Genomic DNA, 20,168 nt, shown 5'->3' with positions numbered 1-20,168 from the left:
AGGCTGTCTTGGCAAAAGCAAAAATAAAATTGTGGTTTATAGTAGAGCTTTAGTATGAATACACTCATCGATGCAGCAATAAAATATCTTTCCAATCATTATTGCAGTGAAAAAGAGCTCATAAGGCAATTAGAGAGGGATTTTTCGCATGTACCCGAGTTAGATGCTCAGATTCATGCAACCATAGCTCGCCTTCGGGAATTACATTTAATTAATGATAATCGTTTGGCTGAATCATTAAGTGCCCGTTATATCCATAAAGGAAACCGTTTTATTCAACAAATATTAAAACAAAAGGGCGTTAAAGAAGAGGTGATTGAGCAAATCTTAGAACATATTGAACTGGAAGAAGTTCGCGCCCTAGATGAAGCTCGGAAAAAAATGCGTGGATTTAAAAATGATACAGATGAGACGATAAATACAAAATTGGCTCGTTTCTTAAGTGGCCGAGGTTTTTCCCATGCTACGATAAAAACCGTACTTAAACAGTTAAGTGAAGAACAGACTACTTAAAGTTTTAGATAGTGTAGTGGATGAGTACAACAATCATTTGCATCCTTAAGAAAAGAACACAGTAAATTAAACTCTGAATGAAATGATAAACTTACAACGCATCATGATTATTGGTCGACCAGGAAGTGGCAAATCCACTTTTTCTGTTAAGTTGCAAAAGAGTCTAAATATTCCCTTGTTCCATTTAGACAAATATTTTTTTATTGCCGATTGGGTGCCACGAGAATATGAGGATTTTTTGTCACTCCAAAAAGAATTAGTTGCTAATCCTTGCTGGATTATTGATGGTAATTCCAGTAAATCATTCGAGATACGTTATCGCGAAGCCGACATGTGCTTGTACTTTAATTTACCCAAATGGCTATGTTATTGGCGGGTATTTAAACGCTTGTTTTATAAGGCTTCAGAAATCGATGATAGAGCCGCTGGTTGCAATGAAACGGTACGATGGTCGCTATTAAGTTATATGTGGAACTATGAACAACGGATTAACCCTTTATTAAATGCTTTAAAGAACCAATATCCAAAAGTGAAATTCATTGAGCTGCGTAGTCCATATGATGTGGCGCACTTGATGCGTGTGCTTACACATAAAGAAGAGTACAGTATTGTGACAGGATTTTAATAAATGATGCCGACGAATATGATGATACTCTTGATGGGTATTGCAGGTACCGGTAAAAAAACCATAGGCGAGGCAATTACAACACTGGCTTCTCAGTTTCGATTAGCGCATCACCATGCTTGGATCGATCCGGTTCTAAAACTTCTAGGTAACGATGATCAAGTATTTTGGTCTCTTGATGATAAAGGATGGGCAGCGCTTAACAAGGCCCGAGATGTGATTTTTGATACGATGACTGAGGTTTGTTCTAAAGAAACGAGCTTTGTTATTACCTATGAGCTCTTAGCGAATAATTCTTGGCATCAGGAGTTTTTTAATCAAGTACAAGCCGTTGCTCAAAAACGGGAAGCTATGTTTGTTCCTATCCGATTGATTTGTAATGGTGCAGAGCTTGTTAAACGCTTAAAATATTCAGATCGAAAAGGCTATTTTAAAACACAGGATGAGGCACTCATTACAAAAAGACTGTTTGAAGAAGACGTTTATTTTAGCAAAGAGCCGTATGAAATGACTCTAGATGTTAGCTGTCTTTCAGCAGAGGAGTCAGCGCGTCGTATTTTGGATTGGACTTCCTTAGTTTATGGGAGTAAAAATCAGAATCTTGAATTTAAACCATTGGGTCAAAGAGATTTGAACTTAATGACCCAATGGTTTGCAGAGCCTACGGTAAAACAAGGATACGCACGAAATCAACAGTTTTCTTTGGAAGATATTAGTGCAAAGTACTCACCCCGAATTGAAGGCATTGAGTGTATCCCCAGTTTTATTATTTATTTAAATCAAAAACCAATTGGTTTTATTCAATATTACTGTCTTTCCGACCATTTACCCGAAGGAATTTCAGGACATAATGCTTCCTTGTTTGACGAGGCAACACCTGAACAATTGGCTGGTATCGACCTTTTTATTGCAGAGCCATCGTTTCGTGGAGTAGGGTTGGGCAGACAAATTATAAGGCGTTTTATTGCCGAACAACTCTCCAAATTTAAAGCCGTTGTGGTTGATCCACAAATTGGAAACGAGCAAGCCATTGCGTGCTATCAAAAGGCTGGTTTTCTTCCCACGCAATACAGTGAAGACGCTAATTACCTACTCATGATAAACATGCTTTCTTATAGAGGCTCCTATGAATATTCTTGAAACTTCCCGTCTGATTTTACGTACTTGGAGAGAAGCTGATCTTGATCCTATGTCACTTATTGATCAAGATAAAAAGGTATGCCAATTTTTACCCGGAATAGGGAACAGGAGTGCTACAAAAGCAGGCATTGAGCGGATGATTGCACATGATAAAGAGAAGGGATTTTCTTTGTATGCTGTTGAACTAAAAAATACTGGAGAAATGATAGGATTTTTAGGGTTAATGACCCCTTCTTTTGAAGCGCACTTTACCCCTGCTGTTGAAATTGGCTGGAGACTTTCCTCAACGCATTGGAATCAGGGTTATGCTACGGAGGGAGCAAAAGCGGTTTTGCATTATGCATTTACCTCTTTAAATCTTCCCGAAGTAGTTTCATTTACAGCAGTGAATAATCTAGCTTCAAGACGTGTTATGGAAAAAATTGGTTTACAACATAATACAAAGGATGATTTTGATCATCCCAAATTGGAGCACAATAGTCCATTGAAACGACATGTGCTTTATCGATTATCCAGAGCTGATTATCTGAACAGTAAGAGTATCCAAAAATGATTTGGGAGACCACATTAAAAAAAATTACGGATGAAACGGCAAATCGTGCTGCTAATAAGTGGGTAAAAAACCCTACCCATCTTAAGCTTATCAATAATCAAATTAACTGTGTTTATCGATTTGAATCTAAGAACCAAGGCTTTTACCTTCGCATGACGCATGAAAAAATACGAAAAGCTCATGAACTTTTGAGTGCCATTGATTTTCAGAAGCATTTATATTTGCATCAGGTTCCTATTTGTGAACCGGTTGTATCCCAAGAAGGAAATGATGTCGAAACGGTACACCAAGATGATTTGGAATTTTTTGTTCATGTTTGCCGTGAGGTGCCAGGGCAAATCATGAATTTTGATTATCCAGATAAAAAAGCTTATCTAACATGGGGCCGTGCCCTAGGTCTATTGCATCAAGCCTCGCAAAGTTATGTTGCATCGGAACATCATTTTTTAACTTGGGAAGATTTGTGGCGTGAAACTTGGGATTATGCGCGTCAAGAAGAGGCTCTGATCCAGGATTTATACCAAACCATCACGACACGCTTCAAAACTTTTTCAATCAACTCAGCACATTTTGGCCTAACCCATGGGGACCATCGTCCTGGCAATGTGCTTTATGATGGTGAGAGCGTTCATCTGATTGATTTTGATGAGCCAGTTTATCATTGGTATCTTGCCGATATCGCTAAACCTTTTTTGGACTTATGCAATAAGCCATGGCCTCTCTGGAAACCCCTGTTTGAATGGTTTATAGAAGGGTATAGGCAAATCCGGCCATTGAGTTCAGACGAATTAAAAGAAATGAATCATTTTTCGCAAATGAAAAGCTTGGATATCTACCTTTGGTGTAAATACAACTGGTTTGAAGAAACAGCGCCAGGAGGAAAGCCACGCAATGAGTGGCTTCATGACTTAAAAACTATGGCATTAACGCCTTTGTTTTATGTACCATAATCGATTAAGGCGATTTATATTGGGGTGGGTAATGAATAATATCATGGATGCGCGATAGTTCATTGGTTGGATTCCGGTAGCCATGCGGTTGATTGGCATTAAAACGAAGCCCTTCTCCTTTAGAAAGTTTTTTCCAGCTCCCGCCTAACAAAAGCTCAATGGTTCCATCCACAACAATGACATGCTCAATGACTCCATGTTTATGGGGAGGTGAAAGATGTTCACATTCGGGCAATAACTCAATAACAAACAATTCAAAATGTAACTGCTCATCAAAAGGAAATAGAGGCAGTACTCGTATTTTTTCATCATCTGGATGCAAGGTTTCAGCATGTCCCGCCCTATAAACAGGATTGGTTGAATTATCCAGACTGTCTTCAATAAACGAAGAAAAGGAGGCTTGAAAGCCGCTCGCAATTTTCCATAAGGTAGAAATCGTTGGACTTGATTCTTCTCGTTCAATTTGCCCGAGCATCGCTTTAGAAACGCCGGTTTCAAGCGCTGTTTTGTCTAAACTCCAACCTCGTTCTTGTCTTAATGATTTTAATGTTTTTGCAATACGTTTTGAAATTTCTTGCATGATATCTCTTAATAAAAAAGCTTGTGCGTTTTAGCGCACGGGCATATACTGGTTTATTATGCGTTATAACGCACGAATTGGGAAGTAGATTGTGGAGAACTGTATGGTTGAACACCCTTTTAAAAACAAACTGGTTGCGGTACTTAATAAGCGTATTGAGCCAGGCAAAGTGATGAATGCGCTTGCTCATATGTGTATTGGTTTAGGTTCCGTAATTGGTGAAGAAGAGCTGCGTTTAACCGATTATCGAGATGCAGATGGAGGATCTCACCCTTATATTTCAGAAATACCTTTTATCATTCTTTGTGAGAACCCCAACAAAATTAGAACATTACGCCAGAATGCTTTAGCAAAAAATGTTCTTTTTAATGATTTTACCGATACGATGACTGTGGGTACCTATCAAGAGCAAATTGAAAGAACGGCACAGGTTAAAGAGAATGATCTGATTTACTATGGCATTGTTTTGTTTGGAGATTGGGATGTGGTGACAGAGCTGACTAGAAAGTGTTCTTTGTGGCGATGATGGGTGGGTGATAGCGATGAATGAAGGTAAAAATTTAAGTAAAAGCGCGCAAATCATACAGGATTTTTTATCTCAAAAGGGGATATCGTGTGAGGTCAAGGAACTTGATTCGAGCATACGCACTGCAAAAGATGCTGCTGATACTTTGGGTTGTGGTGTTGCTCAAATTGTGAAATCACTATTATTTTGTACTGAAAAAACCAACAAGCCGGTATTGGTATTAGCAAGTGGTGTTAATCGTGTGAATGAGAGCCTGATTGGGAATCTCATCAATGAATCTATTGGGAAGGCTGATGCAGATTTTACACGAGAAATAACTGGTTTTGCGATTGGTGGGATCCCTCCAGTTGGCCACAAAAATGTTATTAATACGGTTCTTATCGATGAAGATTTGTTATGCCATGAAGTCCTCTGGGCCGCAGCAGGAACGCCCAACGCAGTATTTTCATTATCTCCAGAAGCACTTAAGCAGCTAACCAATGGGATAGTGGTAAAGATTAGAGAGTAAGTTATGCAAAAAATATTTTGGGATAATCCCTATCAACGCCAATTAATGACTAAGGTGGAGTCGGCAAATGAGAATCGACTACTTTTTGCAGAGACTATTGGTTTTTCGTTTTCCGGTGGTCAAGAAAGTGATACAGTTCGCGTGAATGGCCTGATGGTCACTCATTCTGAAATAGAAGATGACTTGATTTATTATACATTACCTTCGGAGCATGGGCTTTCTGAGGGCGATGTTGTCCTTATGGAAATTGACTTCGTTCGTCGCTACAAATTGATGCGTCTTCATTTTGCTGCTGAATTAATCTTTGAACTTGTCCAAAGAATGTTTCCTATTGAAAAAATAGGTGCTCATATTGCTGAGCATAAGGCTAGAATCGATTTTAACTATCAGCACAATATCTCGGATATCTTTGACACTCTCTTGCTTGAATACAATCAAATTATTGCAAAAGATATGTCTATACGCACTGGGTTTTCTGATGAGAAGAGTCAAAGACGTTATTGGGAAATCGAAGGATTCTCTAAGGTTTCTTGTGGTGGAACACATGTAAAATCAACCGCGGAAGTGGGCTATATTACGTTAAAATGGGCGAATGTGGGTAAAGGTAAAGAGCGAATTGAAATTTATCTGGTACAATAAATCAGCCTAAACGTAGAGTGTTGGATGTTAGCCAAAAAAGAAGTTTTTAATACCATAGGAATTACGTGTGAATGCACAAGAAATTACAGTCTTAAATGATTTAAAAAACGACATAAACCAATTGCTGGGATTTCATGAAGAAACACCAAGGATTAATTATGGTCCTTGTGGTGCGTTTGCCAAATTATTTTTTGATGCGTGGAATAGCCGATTTAAGGATAAAGTGCATATTGTTTTTGTGATGGTGACATCCCATGAAGAGTGCTGGCATATTGCATTACGTATGCCTTCAGGAGAACTTTACGATGGTGGAATTGGCCTTCATTGTGAAGAAGTTTATGGAGAAGGTTATTTATTTGAAGACATGATCGAATATGACCATGAACGTTTGGAAAAATGGTCTTATGGTCTTGAACGTGACTATCCACGATTTTGTCCTGACTTTAATAAAGAAGTGGTTAATTCATTGATTACTCATCATCTAGATCGATTGCAATCTCAAGGAATTTGACTTAATGCGTTATTTACCTCAAGAAGCAATTCAAAAATTAAGTAATGAGCATCAACCCGAACCGCGTGCTATTTTTTGGCTGGCTCTGTTTCTCGAGAGGAAGGAATGCAAGCTCAGATATTTGATGAGAATATCGCTATGAAACAAGAACACCAACTGATTTATGAGCTAGAGATTTCTCTTTTAAATCCGCAAACGAGAAAATCGATTACACAACTGAAGCTACTGATTGCTGATGAATTTATTGAGTATGGTGCTTCTGGTTTAATTTACAATAAGAACGACTTACTTGATTCTCTCCCTGAAGAAGAGCCACAGAGCTATATGGTTAATGATTTTTCAGTTTTAGAGGTGTCGTCCGAAGTCATGTTGGCAACTTATAGGGTCACTGTTGCCTCAAAAAGTTCTTTACGTTCTTCTCTCTGGCAATACAAACACAATCGTTGGCAAATGGTGTTTCATCAAGGCACGCCTTGCCAAGAGTAATAATTTATTTTTACAGGTATTATGATGATTACAATAGCCTATTTAAAACATCACTCAGATTGCATACCAGAGCTTGCTAAGATTTGGCATGAAGTATTAGGGCAAATTTGGGTTCCTGATGTGCCCACCTCACGTGTAGAAGAAAATTTACGAAATCATTTAAACATCGAACAGTTACCGCTCACTATCGTTGCCTTTGATGAAGATAAACCTGTTGGGATGTGCTCTTTACGCGTGAATGATGGAATCCGCCCTGAATTAACCCCATGGCTAGGCTCATTAGTGGTATCACCAAGCCATCAAAAACAAGGTATTGCAAGACAGCTTATTCATCGAGTAAAAGAAGAAGCCCAAGCATTAGGGTTTAAAAATCTTTATCTTTTTGCTTTTGATCCTACTCTTCCAGAATATTACAGTCGTCTTGGTTGGTGCATGATTGGCATGGATGAATTTAAAGGACATCCTGTAACAGTTATGGAGATAATGTTGTGAAGATTAGACAGTTGTTTGATACGGATTGGCATCTATGGAAAGAAATTCGTTTGGAAGCTTTGAATAATTCACCAGAAAATTTTGGCTCTTCTTATGAAGATGAAGTGCATATGTCCGATGCTGATTTTCAAAATGGATTAAGTAAAGGATATGTATTGGGCGCATTTGTTGACGATTTATTGGTGTCTTGTGCTGGATTCTATACACTTAACTCAATTAAAACAAAACACCGTGGTGTGCTTTGGAGTATGTATACTCGTCTTGAATACAGAGGGAAAGGTATTGCAACAGCATTAATTCAGACCCTGATCCAACATGCAAAAACCAGCGTTACTCAATTGCACCTAACCTGTGTAGTAAGTAATTTTGTGGCTCAAGCTTTTTATCAAAAGCAAGGATTTCGAATTTATGGTACCGAACCTAAAGCACTTAAAATTAATGATACCTTTTATGATGAATATTTGATGGTATTGGATTTCAATGAGGAACCCATGAAAAAACTGGATACTTATCAGAGCCTTTGTACTGAAGTATATGATTTAAGTAAACCTAATGCACCACAAGATGAATACTCATTCTATCGAAGCTATGCCGCAGAGGTTAAAGGCTTGATTTTAGAGCCTATGTGCGGCACAGGTCGATTTTTACTGCCTTTGGCTGCAGAAGGATTTGATGTTCATGGCTTTGATGCAAGTCAACCAATGCTAGAACGACTGCATGCAAAAGCGAAGAGCAAAAATCTTAAGCCAAAAGCCTGGCATGGTTTTATTGAAGATTTAAATCAATCCGCTAAATATTCTTTAATTTTTATACCCAGTGGTTCATTTGGTCTCATCACAGAAAAGGTGGATATCCAAAAAGCCTTAAAAACCATTTATGAACATATGGAAGATAAAGGACTTTTTGTATTTGAAGTAGAAACACGCTATGCGGTTCCTAAAGAATTAGGTATATGGAGAGGCACAAGATGGCCAAAAGAAGATGGCACAATCATCCTACTCAGCCAATTAGCTATGCTCGATGAGGAGATTTGTTACTCTATAGGTAAATATGAACTGATTGATAACAACCGTGTCATTCAAACAGAGGTTGAGGAATACAAAATTCGAATTTATCAAGATCTTTCTTTCTTGCTCAATTTGCTCAATGAGGTTGGTTTTAGCAATGTACGAACGGTTAAAGCATTTGACCGAAATGCATCGCCTAATGAAACAGACGAAAGTATTGTTTTTGAGTGCAGAAAATAATTGAGGTAATAAATGAATATTCTATGTCCAGAACCACTACAAAGAGGAGATATCGTGGGGCTTATTTCTCCCTCGAGTCCTATTACGGAAAAAGCAATAGAAGTAGGAGTTCATTTATTAAAGTCGAATGGATTTAATGTAAAGTATGCAAAGCATATGTTTGCATCAGAACGATTTTTAGCTGGTAAAGACCGTGACCGTGCACAAGATGTGATGGATTTCTTTATAGACTCAGAAGTGAAAGCAATTATTGCAACCCGAGGAGGACAAGGTTCGCAACGACTTTTACCTTTCTTAGATTATGAATTGATTAAGAAAAACCCAAAACCATTATTCGGGTTTAGTGATACTACAGCGTTGCAATTAGGCCTATTTAAAAACACTGGCTTAGTAAGTTATACAGGGTTTACTTTGACCATTCATTTAAGTACCCAAGTTAAAAAAACATTATTTTCTTCTTTGTTAGGCCAAGAGTACACAATTCGCAAAGGAATAAAGGTTCATGGAGGCGTTAGCCGAGGTACTCTTCTTGGTGGCAATTTAACCCTTATGACTAATTTAATGGGCACGCCTTACATGCCTACTTTTAAAGGATGTATTTTGTTGGTAGAAGATGTTGGCGTCGAGCCCTATAATATTGATGGCATGTTCTCACAATTAGATTTAGCAGGAATTTTTGATGAAGTTTCCGGCGTTATTTTTGGTACATTTGAACAATGTAAAAGTAAGAAGTCGAATCAGAGCGATGGTACGGTAGAAGATGTAATCAATGAATGGGCTTCTAAATTAAAAGTCCCTTGTATTAAAGAGTTTTCCTATGGACATGGTAAGCAAAATTGCATTCTTCCAATTGGCAAAGTAGTTACTTTAGATGCAGATACTACTTGCGTTACGATTCAAAATTAAAAATGAAGAAATAACCACTTGATAAAACTGATGAGAGCATTGGTTTAATAGAGGCATAAATGAATACACAAGAAATACCCAAAGAATATCAACACACTTCACCAGCAGGAGCTGAAGTTCGATTGCTGATGAATAATCATTTAGGTGGAATGGCTCACTGTACTTTGAAGGCAGGCACAATTTCCAAAGCAGTTCGTCATAAAACTGTATCTGAATTTTGGCATGTCCTTTCTGGTGAGGGTGCAATTTGGCGTAAGTTGAACGATGAAGAGAGCATTACCCCTTTAACTGCTGGAGTCAGCATCGATATTCCCTTGGGAACACATTTTCAATATCGAAGTGATGCAGCAGATTTGGTGTTTATTTGCGTTACTATGCCACCTTGGTCAGGCAGTGATGAGGCAAGTTATGTGGAGCATGGTGCCTGGCCTCCTACAGTGGAATACATTAAATGACTTTAAAATTATCGTTTTTAGAAAATCCAAACCCTGATGATGTTCAAATATTAACGAATGGGATTAAGGCGTACGCCAAACAAGCAAGGGGCTTCGAGTCCTTAGATTTCTTTGCATGCTTTATTCGTGATGCAGACAATAGCATTGTGGGTGGTTGTAGTGGTGGAACACTCTATGGAGGACTTCATGTCGATAATCTTTGGGTGAGTGAGTCCATCAGGCATCAAGGATGGGGAACAAAGCTTATGCAAGAGGCATTGAAGTACGGTAATGAGAAAGGCTGTGCTTTTGCAACAGTTAATACTATGGATTGGGAAGCAATAGAATTTTATAAAAAATTAGGTTTCGAACTTGAGTTTGAGCGGCATGGGTTTCAGAAAAACTCTATTTTTTATTTTTTGCGTAAAGAATTTCAGGGAACAAGAGACATCGGGCTCTTAAATGATGATTCAGTCTCGGACTTAAGTCAAAATCTAAAATCGTCTATATCAGAATCTGTAGTGAGAGAAGAGGTTGTCTCAATAAGCAATGCGCCTCATTTTAAGTGGGGACAAAATTGTGATGCATGGTGGTTAAAAAATGATGGTCAGTTTAACGTTCTTTATGAAACGATGCCCTCAGGCAGTTTTGAGGTAAAACATTATCATCAGGAAACAGAACAATTTTTTTATTGTTTGCAAGGACAATTGGTTATTGAGTTTGAAGACTATGAACAGGTGTTACAGGAACAGGAAGGAATAAGTATTAAAGCAGGGATAACCCATAAAGTGAAAAATAGTTCCGGAAATTTGGTTTCTTTTTTGGTAATTTCATCTCCTAATCTAATCGGGGATAGAGTCAATCTGGAGTCATAAAGTGTCTTCTGAACTGATTATCCGCAAAGCATTAATTGATGATGTTCAACATCTTCACCCTTTAATGGAGCAATTGGGTTATCCACAATCGTCTGAAGAGTTGCAAAGACGACTTGAGCTATTTACTAGTGAACTGCATTACGGTGTTCTTCTTGCGGAAATTGCAGGAAAAGTTGTTGGTTGGATTGCTTGGTCTAAGAGCTATCTTTTTGTTTCCGAAACAACAAGATTTCATATTGAAGGCCTTGTGGTCGACCAAAGTTATCGTAATCAAGGAATAGGTAAAAAGCTTATGATTACTGTTGAGGAGTTTGCCAGGCAATTTAGTCCCTGTATCATTGATTTGACATCTGGACTTAGGCGAGCGAAAGAGGGCTCCCATGATTTTTACAAATCGCTTGGATATCAGAATGAAGGTCATATGGCGAAACTGTATTTAAGGAAAATGCTGTGAACATCAAAGAATTACAATCTGCTTTAAAAGTTGAGACAGCAACATTAGATGATTATCCTACCATCCAAAACATGGCACGATTTTATGTATATGAACTCTCGCGTGACTGTGGTTTTATTTCAGATGATTGGGCTTTGCCTTCCGATGGCCTGTATGAAAGCTTCGATTTTAAAAAATACTTTGAAGAGCCGACAAGAAAAGCCTTTCTGATTAAAGTTGGTAATAAATTAGCTGGTTTCGCTCTATTAAATCACGAAGGAGTTTACCCTGATACTGCATGGAATATGGGCGAGTTTTTTATTACTGCTAAGTTTCAAGGCAAAGGTTTAGGTTATTTAGTTTCCTCTGAATTATGGAAAATGCATCCAGGCTTATGGGAGGTTTCTGTGATTCCAGAAAACAAGCGAGGACTTAGTTTTTGGCGCAAGGCTATTTCAAGCGTTACAGCGGGCAATTATCAGGAAGAAATTAAAACAATCAATTATGATACGCACCAACCACAACGAGTTATTTTTCGTTTTGATAGTACAGCACATGAATGCAGCGAGCCTTTAGAAAGCGAGAACGAATATCAAATCCAATTTGTTGATGAGCTTGATGAAGCCACAGAAAAACGCATGACAAAAGGATTTATTGCCTATGAAGCTCAGCATGGTATTGACGTCAATTATCGACGTTTTTCAGTGACCATCTCTTCTGCCCAAGGAAAAATTTTTGGTGCACTTAATGCCTTTACTGCATTTGCAGAAATTTATGTGGATGATATTTGGGTAGACAGTGCTTATCGTGGTAAAGGGTATGGCAAGCAGTTATTGCTTGCTCTAGAACATCACTTCAAAGGCCAGGGCTTTAATAATATCAATTTAGTGACCAGTGCTTTTCAAGCCCCAGAGTTTTATAAGAAGTGTGGCTTCATAGCAGAATTTACGAGAATAAATAAAAAAAATCCCAAGTTAAGCAAGACATTTTTTGTTAAATTTTTTAACGAGGAATCAGAAACACAAGGCACTCTTAAGGCAGCTCATGGTGAATAAAAATCAACTGGAAACAATCTGTAAAAAATTAAAGATGAACCAACCTTGCGACTTGCCTCAAAGAGTTCACGGTGGTCTTTTACATAAAATGTGGTATCTGAAGTGCAATGGCTCGCAATTTGCTGTAAAACAGCTCAATAAAAGGCTTCAGTTAACTGAAGAAGTTAAATCCCAATATGAATTGACAGAAGAGATAGCCTTCCAATTTTCCCAGTGTACTATTCCCGCAGTTCATGCTCTAAAATTAGAAAATAATTACTTAATCCTTTCAGAAGATGAGGCCTTTCTTGTTTATCCTTGGATAACAGCAAAAACATTGGATAAAGACGCTATATCTGAGATGCATGCGCTTAAAATAGCCACTCTTTTGGCTAAAATTCATCGTATTAATCTTAATGTTCCCCAGCTAAGTGCTCAAGAATTTGATATTCATCCCAATGAAAAAATTAGTGTGTTAATAGACCAGTCAGCAAGCAAAAATTTGGTGTTTAAGGAGCAATTAAAAAGTAATCAACGAGTTATAATTGAGCTTAACGATATCTATCAAAAAGCAATACCTATTTTACAAAGTAGTAGTGTAGTAAGCCATGGTGATTTGGATCAAAAAAATGTTTTATGGGATAAAAATGATACTCCATTTCTCATTGATTGGGAGTCTGCGCGAAAACTTAATCCCACTTATGAAATAGTCAATTGTGCTCTTGATTGGAGTGGAATTACTACTCCGCTGTTTAATAAAACTTTATTTATAAAAATGCTAAAAACATATGCGTCTTCTGGAATAACAATAAATCAAGATCATTTGGAAGCTGCTTTTTATGGTGTTCTTGGCAATTGGATCAATTGGCTAGTATATAATATAAACCGTTCTTTTAGTTCTGATAAAGAGCAGCAGGACATTGGTATTGAGCAGGTGCTTCAGGTTTTACCTACTATTATTCAAGTCAAGGCGAGTATTCCAGAATTAACTCAATTAGTAACACATGAATTAGGAATAACCTTTTAACTTTCGCCAACTTTGATTACCATACCGCACGAAAGTAACTTAAGTTTCAAGGAATGCTTCATGACGAACATCAACAATAATAAAGCTGCATTAGTGACCGGAGCCAGCCATGGAATTGGTCTTGAACTTGCTAAAATTCTTTTAGGTGACGGCTGGGTTGTCTATGGAACAGGGCGGGATGTGAGCAGCTTAGAGGATACTAAAGCGCTATTTCCTCGTTTTGTTCCCATTCAATCGGATTTTACTCGCAATAGTGATATCGAACAGGTTGCTAAAACTATTAATGATTCTGGAATACCGCTTCATCTTTTAGTTCAAAATGCAGGAATGAAAAGTCCTCCACGTCCGTTGACCGAATACGATTGTGACAGTATTGACGAAGTTTTTCAGGTTAATTTATTAGCTCCAATGAAACTTACGGCACTACTTGCCGCGCAGATGCCTGAGAAGTCTCGGATTTTATTTGTTACATCAAGAGCAGCTACTCTGAAACTTAAAGAAAGTTCAACATACTGTGCCAGCAAAGCAGGTTTGGATGAAGTAACTGCTATTGTGAGAAAAGAGTTAGCAGAGAAAAATATTGGTGTGTCTTGTATTATTCCAGGAGAAGTGGATACAAGAATTCAAAAAATTTTAAGAGAAACGACTTCATTTCATTTACATAAAATGTTTGATGAAGCTTATCAGTCCGGTCAATTAATAAGTCCGGAAACTTGCGCGGAATTCCTTAAATGGTTTCTTTGCGACTTATCTTTTGATGAATTTAAGCAAAGCAATATGCCCGTTTCCATTTATGAAGAGTGGCACCATCCATTCTGGCTTAAAGATAGGAATCAGTTACCTCCTTTTCCTTTCTAATTTATTTATGAATTTTTATGATTAGTTCCAATAAAAATTCAACTCTGGAGAACAGATGCTTCGTTTCTTCTGTTCCTTTTTCAAGGCATACTCTCTTATGGGGGATATGCCCCACTCTTTCTACAATTGTTTTCTAAAATAGATCCGATCATGTCCTTCTAAATAATTTTTAATTGTCCCTATGTGCTGATAACCTTGTTTTAAATAAAATCCTTCTGCTTGAAAAGAAAAAGTATCTAATGTTGATGCAGGAATACCTCGCTTAATTGCTTCGGCTTCAACGCTGCGTAATAGTTCAGCACCGATACCAAGGCCACGGTATTCTTCCTTAACCCAGAGGACATCAACGTATATTGAGCTTTTATGAGCATACACAATAGCTCCGCCAATAATATTACCCTCCTTACCTTTCACATAGACTGAGTAACGCTCTGGTTTAGTTCCCGTAAAAGGAGCATTATAATTTACTATCCCATCACGAATAATTTTATCTTGCTGTTCCAGTAGATTGGTGTCTATAACAAGCTCTAGTTGGTAATTTATTTGCGATTGATTCATGAGTTATATCTTCTAAAATTAGCTTGAATACAATAAATCATTGACCACTTCCATAGTAATTTCGGGTAGTTTTTGTGTTTGATCAATACACTCTTGGATGGTTATAACCGCTTTTCTAATTTCATTGGGTAACATCTCAGATGGTGCATTGTCGCCTGGCCAAGAAGCATCTCGAGTAGCTTTATCGGGCCAACGAGAATAAGCAAGCCACATACCATCGTTAGTTTTATGCAGGCAAGAACCTAAGGCACCGCGATATTGCACAAAATAGGAAGCAACCTGATGCCAAGCTTTTTGATACTCCATCTCAAGTCCAGGCTTAATAAAGGCTCGGTAAATAACAGCAAAACATTTTTTTGAAAGCAGCTTAAAATGTTCAAGCGCTTCTTCAGGTGTTAAATCCTGGGTACCCAAAACCTCCTCTGCTTTGAATATGTTTATACCTTTGGGAATTGAAAATTGGGAAGTAAAATACATCTGATCAAGGCCTATTCCGAAAGCACAATCCTCATAGCCTAGAACACGAAAGTAATTAATTGATTGCTGATTTTCATTAGTTAAGACATAGTTTCTGAATTTGGGATTATAAAATCCATAAGTCATGTAGTAATGAATACCTTGGCTTTCAAGATGTTGAATGATTTGCACCAAATTCTGGTGCAGTTTTTCAGGCGAATAAAGTTCAATATACATCCCAGCTTTTTCAAGCGTCGAATGTTCATTCTCTGGATAAGGAGGATTCAGCGCCACAAAATCACCAGGTGACGCAATCGAAATCACTTCCATAAAATCCCCGCTTTTGAAGGTAACCCGATTAGCATTGAGTAGAATAGATACTCGGTCAATTTCACTTAAAAACATTTCCAAAGACAAGTTCGCTTTCTCAAGAAATCTATCAGCCTTTTTTCCTTCAAATAGTTCACCTTCACGGTAGATAATGTTTAATTCCTTATCATAAAAAAGGATTCCACCCCATGAATGATTAATGATAAAAGGGAGCAGTAATGCTTTTTCTTCATCAGTTATTTGGTTGTAATTCCTAATCACTTCAAGGAAAAAATCTTTTTTTGATAATGAGGCATCATATTTTTCTACTAATGCTGCATAGGGCTCTTTGATTAGATCTGGTTTGTCTTTAATTAATTGAAGTGTATTAATAAGAATTTTATTGCTGTCATTGATGATATATTCCTCTGCAAGACCGATCTCCATTGCGGCCATACTCCAGGAAGCAGACCCTGCAAAAGGTTCGATTGCTTTCTTGTATTTTTGACCATTATTATTTGCCAATAATACAGAGAGATGCTCATTCAACCAGCTAGTATCAGGGGACATATGCCCTGTCAAATCTGGAAGAGTCAGGTACCTATTTCCGAGATAATGGAGCGGTCCCCCATGATTTTGAGTTAATTGAATAGAACGTGGATTCATAATGGTCACTATGTGGTAAATTTATTTATAAAGCTGCACATCTTAACATGAAATAATAAATTTTTTATTGTATTGAACAAGCATATCTTATTTTTTAATTATTGATGTGGCTCATTATTGTGATATTAAAACATACTATTTGGATTAGCTGATTTTACCGGAATATCTTGTATTGCGTCCCAATGCTCTATGATTTTCCCGTCTTCTAATTTGAATAAATCAAAAATAGCTCTACCCCGAGTGCCAGGCTCACGAATAGAATGTACATGAAGAATAACATAGTCCCCCTCAGAAAAAATTTTTTTAATTTCACTATGAGAATTAGGATAATATTCAATTAAATATTGAATAAATGCTTTTAAACCTTCAGGTCCATCAGCGGCAGCAGGATTATGTTGTTTATAATTTGTTCCCAGGTACTTTGATGCTGCTTCAAAATTTTTTTGATTAATTGCTTTTTTATAAAACTCAGTAACTATTTGTTTATTCATTTTTTGTTGCTCATCAATAAATGCATAGCTATTGTTAATAATTGATAGAAACAAACTTATAGCAAAGATTTTTGATTTATTAATAATCATAAAACACCATTGGTTATTTATTCTCAGGGTTTATCTTGAGATAGCCATCAAAAAATTCGGGTAAATCTTTCAATGCTTGTGCTCTTGCTGCTTCATTAAAACCAATATGATAATGTTCTCCTTTTTCGTCAATAACTTCTTTTGAAACTGGAAACTCAAAGTTATCAAATCCATGCAATGCATTTTCATAAATTTGGATGGAAACATTTTGATTGCTACCAGTACTTTGGTTGACTAACTGAATGCAATCTTGGGTTGTTGCACGATCATCATGTTCTCCAATAAATAGTTTGGTGATTGCCCTTAGTTTTGTTCCTTCTTCAAGTCGATGACATACGCCATAAAAAGAAGCCGCTGCTTTAAAAGAGAGCTTTTGGTATGGTTTCGGATCTTGTTGTGATAACGCCATGATTTTCAATACATCAAAGCCTCCCATAGAGAATCCCAAAAGTCCTATTCGGTCAGGATCAACAGAAGGAAGCTGCTTAAGGTATTCATAGGCAGGAACGATATCATCAAGTTGTGCTTGTGTTGCTCTTTCCCAGCCTACTGAGCGACGATCTTCCCAACCTCTGGGTTTAAAACTGTCTATCATATAGACTACGTATCCATGCTCTTTTAATCGGGTGGCCCAATCATAATTCACTTTTTCGATACCGGTACTCGCGTGCAATAATAAAATAGCAGGGGATCTCATCGTTGCATCAGGAATATAAAGACTGTGATGTGGATCATTGGGATCAAAGATATAATCTTCATTATGTGCTAGTACTTCAGTACACACTAATAAAATAAATAACATAAAAAGCATTTTGGGATGGAAAAACATAATTTTAATTCCTTAGTTTTAAACAGTTAGCTTTAGACTGGATGCCTCATTATTTTCTAGCTTTTCCATGTGCTCTTTTAGATTGCAAATTTCATCAAAACGAGCACCTTCATGAATTCGAGTGAGGGCAGCCGCTTCTTTTTCCTTAATCTCTTCCGCTTTATTAATAGCATTAACTGCTTCTTCTTTATTCATGACAATAATGCCGTCTTCGTCAGCAAATATCAGCTCACCAGGATTTACCTCAACAGAACCACAATTGATTGGTTTTCTTATACTGCCAATTTTATTTTTACTTCCTGATTTGGCGCATTGTCCCTTAGCAAAAAAAGGGATATTTGTTGTTCTGACTTCAGAAACATCTCGACAATTTCCATCAGTAATAATGCCACCAAAACCCTTCGTTTTTGCTACATCTGCACACATGCCACCTGCTACAGCAAGCTTGGTGCCGCAGGAAGCGATAACCAATAAAATGGGAACTCTATCATCATAACAACCAAGGGCAAGCATAAAATCAGGCAAGTCATCCAAAGCCTGCATGGTAGATAAAGAATCTTGAGCCGAGTTAACAGTATAAGCTCTTCCTACAATTCTTGTTTGTGGCGATGTGTTAAAAGAATGAATATCTGAATCCATGAGACGCACACTGGGTAAAGCATCACAGATTAAGGGCGTTGTCAGTTGAGATAATCGCTTACATAGTTCAACATAGCTATGTTCGATCTTTAGTTTCATAATAATCCTTAATATATCGATTCAGTTCTATCCAATTTGTATGAGGTTTTAGGGATAAAATAGGTGAAAATCTCCCTCATTTAATAAAGTTGTTATTTGTTGATAATCTAAAGTATTTGCTGTTTGAGAAGCATTTTGGAATTTCAATCCGATGACGGATGCCATTGCTGACCAGGAGGAGGGTTTAAAATTGTACTGTGTAACATAGCCTTTCTCATAAAGGTTTGTTGTTACAAAATAATCATAACCTCGAGCAATATTATCAGGTTTCCAAAGTATTTCTTCTCCAGGTGCTGGGGTAAGGATAATTTGGTTTGCTTCTGCTATTTCTTTTTCAAGATTGTAATTATCAATACCATAGGTAGATAATAATATTTGTATTTGATATTGCTTGAGTAATTCCTGAGTCAAGCTTTTGAGTTTATCTTTCTGGGATTCGGTGTCTAGATAAACAATATCGGGATCATAAACTTGATTGTCAATTAAAAGTCCACCGCTTTTGATAACAGTACTTTTCCAATATTCATATCCTCTTAGCATTTCACGACCTTTAGAACCATCCTTCCCTGTCAATGGTAAAGCAACTCCCATGCGCAGTTTTTTGTGTGTTCTTTGGGTAAACTCAGGGATGAATGCTAAACCATTTGGTCCAGCATGGGTTGGAATAGAGATGAGTTCAAAATTATGCAAATCTATTTTAGATAAATGCTTGTCTGTTGCATTAGATACATAAGCATATTGACCCTCTGGGTCAATTAAAACGTTAATCGGATTTAATCCGGTGACTAATCGTTTTATCACTTGGCCTGAATGAACATCAATCACTGCAACTTGGTGATCAAAGGGCGCCGGTGCTAATATATAGTTTTGATCAGGAGTAATATCTGAGTAAAGAATCGGTCCTAGATTCAAATTAGTGAATTGTTTTTTAATGGCGAGGGTATCGGGATCAATAAAGACGATCTGATTGACAGCTGATACCATCAAGGAACGATGATCTGGCGTATATTTTAAACCCCGTACAGCTGAGGGCAATGTGAGGTTTCCAGTAATTATTCCTGAATCAGGATCGATTCGAATGACGCCATCTTTACCCGCCATTAACCACAAGGTTTTTCCATCATTAGAAAAAAACAGATTATGTGTATTAGGACTGACCGCAATTTTTTTGACGATGGTTTTGGTATCAACATCAAAGACGAGAATCTTACCGCCTTTTTCCACATTCACAAAAAGTTGTTTTTCAAAAGGAGGTCGTAACTTAACACCATGAGGCGCACTATCGATGTCTGCATAGTCTTTGTTCTCTAGTGATTCAAAAGTAAATAGCCGATATTTCTCGACTTGATTTAATAAATCGATAACAGAAATGGACACACCAGGTATACCAGAGCCACTATCGTAGTCTCTAATGCCGAAATTGCTGACAAAAGCTGTTTTCCCATCTTTTGTAACAGCAATCTCATGAGGGAGGAAGGCAAGTTTCAGGCTACCTTTTCTTGCACCTGTATCGGGATTATAGAAACTGATACGATCGGCATTTTCTTCAACAACAGCTAACGTGGTGTTGATAGAAGAGGAATAAGTGAGGCCATTGAAAATCGATAGAGCAATAAATAGGCTGCTAACTTTTTTGAACATCATTAAATCCCTTTATAAACACAAAAAGTGCCGCCATGATAGTAAGGGAATAC

26 protein-coding genes and 1 pseudogene are annotated in these 20,168 nt (G+C 37.4%); 20 read left to right on the top strand and 7 right to left on the bottom strand.

Features of this window, described 5'->3' with window-relative positions:
- Nucleotides 1-54: 54 nt before the first annotated feature.
- The 5 genes from IZU94_RS01750 (at nucleotide 55) to IZU94_RS01730 (ending at nucleotide 3,781) form a co-directional block, all read left to right on the top strand.
- Entirely contained in the window at nucleotides 55-513 is a 459-nt protein-coding gene (locus tag IZU94_RS01750) for a regulatory protein RecX (protein WP_021460575.1), read from the top strand.
- A gap of 82 nt (nucleotides 514-595) precedes the next feature.
- On the top strand, nucleotides 596-1,138 hold the full coding sequence (locus IZU94_RS01745) for a P-loop NTPase family protein (protein ID WP_025520183.1): 543 nt from the start codon (nucleotides 596-598) through the stop codon (nucleotides 1,136-1,138).
- Between the two features lie 3 nt (nucleotides 1,139-1,141).
- Nucleotides 1,142-2,278, top strand: a complete 1,137-nt coding sequence (locus IZU94_RS01740; protein WP_021460591.1) for a GNAT family N-acetyltransferase — start codon at nucleotides 1,142-1,144, stop codon at nucleotides 2,276-2,278.
- Nucleotides 2,265-2,831, top strand: coding sequence for a GNAT family N-acetyltransferase (locus IZU94_RS01735; RefSeq protein ID WP_021460592.1), 567 nt, complete (start codon nucleotides 2,265-2,267; stop codon nucleotides 2,829-2,831). Before IZU94_RS01740 ends, IZU94_RS01735 begins: the two co-directional genes overlap by 14 nt.
- Nucleotides 2,828-3,781 carry a phosphotransferase enzyme family protein gene (locus IZU94_RS01730; protein ID WP_021582668.1) on the top strand — a complete coding sequence of 318 codons (954 nt, stop codon included), beginning with the start codon at nucleotides 2,828-2,830 and terminating at the stop codon, nucleotides 3,779-3,781. Before IZU94_RS01735 ends, IZU94_RS01730 begins: the two co-directional genes overlap by 4 nt.
- Before the next feature lie 4 nt (nucleotides 3,782-3,785).
- Here IZU94_RS01730 and IZU94_RS01725 read toward each other — a convergent pair whose 3' ends face one another.
- Nucleotides 3,786-4,361: a helix-turn-helix domain-containing protein gene (locus IZU94_RS01725; RefSeq protein WP_011212585.1), complete on the bottom strand. Its 576-nt coding sequence runs from the start codon at nucleotides 4,359-4,361 to the stop codon at nucleotides 3,786-3,788.
- A 103-nt stretch (nucleotides 4,362-4,464) separates the two neighbouring features.
- Between IZU94_RS01725 and IZU94_RS01720 the strand changes: the two genes are divergently transcribed.
- The 15 genes and pseudogenes from IZU94_RS01720 to IZU94_RS01655 all read left to right on the top strand — a co-directional run bounded on the left by IZU94_RS01720 (nucleotide 4,465) and on the right by IZU94_RS01655 (nucleotide 14,337).
- Nucleotides 4,465-4,887, top strand: coding sequence for a DUF2000 domain-containing protein (locus tag IZU94_RS01720; RefSeq protein ID WP_021460594.1), 423 nt, complete (start codon nucleotides 4,465-4,467; stop codon nucleotides 4,885-4,887).
- Between the two features lie 16 nt (nucleotides 4,888-4,903).
- On the top strand, nucleotides 4,904-5,395 hold the full coding sequence (locus IZU94_RS01715; RefSeq protein ID WP_021582670.1) for a YbaK/EbsC family protein: 492 nt from the start codon (nucleotides 4,904-4,906) through the stop codon (nucleotides 5,393-5,395).
- Nucleotides 5,396-5,398: 3 nt separating this feature from the next.
- A complete protein-coding gene (locus IZU94_RS01710; RefSeq protein ID WP_021460595.1) occupies nucleotides 5,399-6,034 on the top strand; it encodes an alanyl-tRNA editing protein in 636 nt (211 codons plus the stop codon).
- Nucleotides 6,035-6,101: 67 nt separating this feature from the next.
- Nucleotides 6,102-6,545: a hypothetical protein gene (locus IZU94_RS01705; RefSeq protein WP_010655431.1), complete on the top strand. Its 444-nt coding sequence runs from the start codon at nucleotides 6,102-6,104 to the stop codon at nucleotides 6,543-6,545.
- Nucleotides 6,546-6,650: 105 nt separating this feature from the next.
- Nucleotides 6,651-7,031 carry a nuclear transport factor 2 family protein gene (locus tag IZU94_RS01700; protein WP_231296972.1) on the top strand — a complete coding sequence of 127 codons (381 nt, stop codon included), beginning with the start codon at nucleotides 6,651-6,653 and terminating at the stop codon, nucleotides 7,029-7,031.
- A gap of 24 nt (nucleotides 7,032-7,055) precedes the next feature.
- A complete protein-coding gene (locus tag IZU94_RS01695) occupies nucleotides 7,056-7,523 on the top strand; it encodes a GNAT family N-acetyltransferase (RefSeq protein WP_010655429.1) in 468 nt (155 codons plus the stop codon).
- Nucleotides 7,520-7,972: pseudogene (locus IZU94_RS18100) on the top strand (GNAT family N-acetyltransferase); the annotation flags it as partial. The gene IZU94_RS01695 and the pseudogene IZU94_RS18100, both read left to right, overlap by 4 nt.
- A 42-nt stretch (nucleotides 7,973-8,014) precedes the next feature.
- On the top strand, nucleotides 8,015-8,770 hold the full coding sequence (locus IZU94_RS18095) for a class I SAM-dependent DNA methyltransferase (RefSeq protein ID WP_031297877.1): 756 nt from the start codon (nucleotides 8,015-8,017) through the stop codon (nucleotides 8,768-8,770).
- A gap of 12 nt (nucleotides 8,771-8,782) precedes the next feature.
- Complete coding sequence (locus IZU94_RS01685) at nucleotides 8,783-9,676, top strand: S66 peptidase family protein (protein ID WP_058393171.1); 894 nt, start codon at nucleotides 8,783-8,785, stop codon at nucleotides 9,674-9,676.
- Nucleotides 9,677-9,735: 59 nt separating this feature from the next.
- Nucleotides 9,736-10,131 carry a cupin domain-containing protein gene (locus IZU94_RS01680; RefSeq protein ID WP_021460598.1) on the top strand — a complete coding sequence of 132 codons (396 nt, stop codon included), beginning with the start codon at nucleotides 9,736-9,738 and terminating at the stop codon, nucleotides 10,129-10,131.
- Nucleotides 10,128-10,985, top strand: coding sequence for a GNAT family N-acetyltransferase (locus tag IZU94_RS01675; RefSeq protein WP_021460599.1), 858 nt, complete (start codon nucleotides 10,128-10,130; stop codon nucleotides 10,983-10,985). The genes IZU94_RS01680 and IZU94_RS01675 overlap by 4 nt, the downstream gene beginning before the upstream one ends.
- Nucleotide 10,986: 1 nt before the next feature.
- The gene (locus IZU94_RS01670) at nucleotides 10,987-11,439 is read left to right on the top strand and encodes a GNAT family N-acetyltransferase (protein ID WP_021460600.1); all 453 of its coding nucleotides are present in this window, start codon (nucleotides 10,987-10,989) and stop codon (nucleotides 11,437-11,439) included.
- Nucleotides 11,436-12,473 carry a GNAT family N-acetyltransferase gene (locus IZU94_RS01665; RefSeq protein ID WP_021582671.1) on the top strand — a complete coding sequence of 346 codons (1,038 nt, stop codon included), beginning with the start codon at nucleotides 11,436-11,438 and terminating at the stop codon, nucleotides 12,471-12,473. The genes IZU94_RS01670 and IZU94_RS01665 overlap by 4 nt, the downstream gene beginning before the upstream one ends.
- Nucleotides 12,466-13,479, top strand: a complete 1,014-nt coding sequence (locus IZU94_RS01660; protein ID WP_025520168.1) for an aminoglycoside phosphotransferase family protein — start codon at nucleotides 12,466-12,468, stop codon at nucleotides 13,477-13,479. Before IZU94_RS01665 ends, IZU94_RS01660 begins: the two co-directional genes overlap by 8 nt.
- A gap of 60 nt (nucleotides 13,480-13,539) precedes the next feature.
- Complete coding sequence (locus IZU94_RS01655; protein ID WP_021460602.1) at nucleotides 13,540-14,337, top strand: SDR family oxidoreductase; 798 nt, start codon at nucleotides 13,540-13,542, stop codon at nucleotides 14,335-14,337.
- Nucleotides 14,338-14,457: 120 nt separating this feature from the next.
- On the opposite strand, the gene IZU94_RS01650 is transcribed toward IZU94_RS01655, so the two are convergent.
- From IZU94_RS01650 to IZU94_RS01625, 6 genes are all read right to left on the bottom strand, one after another.
- Nucleotides 14,458-14,895 carry a GNAT family N-acetyltransferase gene (locus IZU94_RS01650; RefSeq protein WP_021460603.1) on the bottom strand — a complete coding sequence of 146 codons (438 nt, stop codon included), beginning with the start codon at nucleotides 14,893-14,895 and terminating at the stop codon, nucleotides 14,458-14,460.
- Between the two features lie 18 nt (nucleotides 14,896-14,913).
- A complete protein-coding gene (locus IZU94_RS01645; protein ID WP_025520170.1) occupies nucleotides 14,914-16,326 on the bottom strand; it encodes a DNA adenine methylase in 1,413 nt (470 codons plus the stop codon).
- A gap of 125 nt (nucleotides 16,327-16,451) precedes the next feature.
- On the bottom strand, nucleotides 16,452-16,907 hold the full coding sequence (locus tag IZU94_RS01640; protein ID WP_058393170.1) for a nuclear transport factor 2 family protein: 456 nt from the start codon (nucleotides 16,905-16,907) through the stop codon (nucleotides 16,452-16,454).
- Nucleotides 16,908-16,920: 13 nt separating this feature from the next.
- Complete coding sequence (locus IZU94_RS01635; RefSeq protein WP_021460554.1) at nucleotides 16,921-17,736, bottom strand: dienelactone hydrolase family protein; 816 nt, start codon at nucleotides 17,734-17,736, stop codon at nucleotides 16,921-16,923.
- Between the two features lie 18 nt (nucleotides 17,737-17,754).
- Complete coding sequence (locus IZU94_RS01630; RefSeq protein WP_021460553.1) at nucleotides 17,755-18,474, bottom strand: RraA family protein; 720 nt, start codon at nucleotides 18,472-18,474, stop codon at nucleotides 17,755-17,757.
- Between the two features lie 48 nt (nucleotides 18,475-18,522).
- A complete protein-coding gene (locus tag IZU94_RS01625; protein ID WP_131795772.1) occupies nucleotides 18,523-20,118 on the bottom strand; it encodes a hypothetical protein in 1,596 nt (531 codons plus the stop codon).
- Nucleotides 20,119-20,168 lie beyond the last annotated feature (50 nt).

The organism is Legionella bononiensis (genome assembly GCF_016786215.1).
Lineage (GTDB): Bacteria > Pseudomonadota > Gammaproteobacteria > Legionellales > Legionellaceae > Legionella > Legionella bononiensis.
The sequence above is the reverse complement of the archived record's forward strand: the minus strand, read 5'-3'. Positions and strand labels throughout refer to the sequence as shown.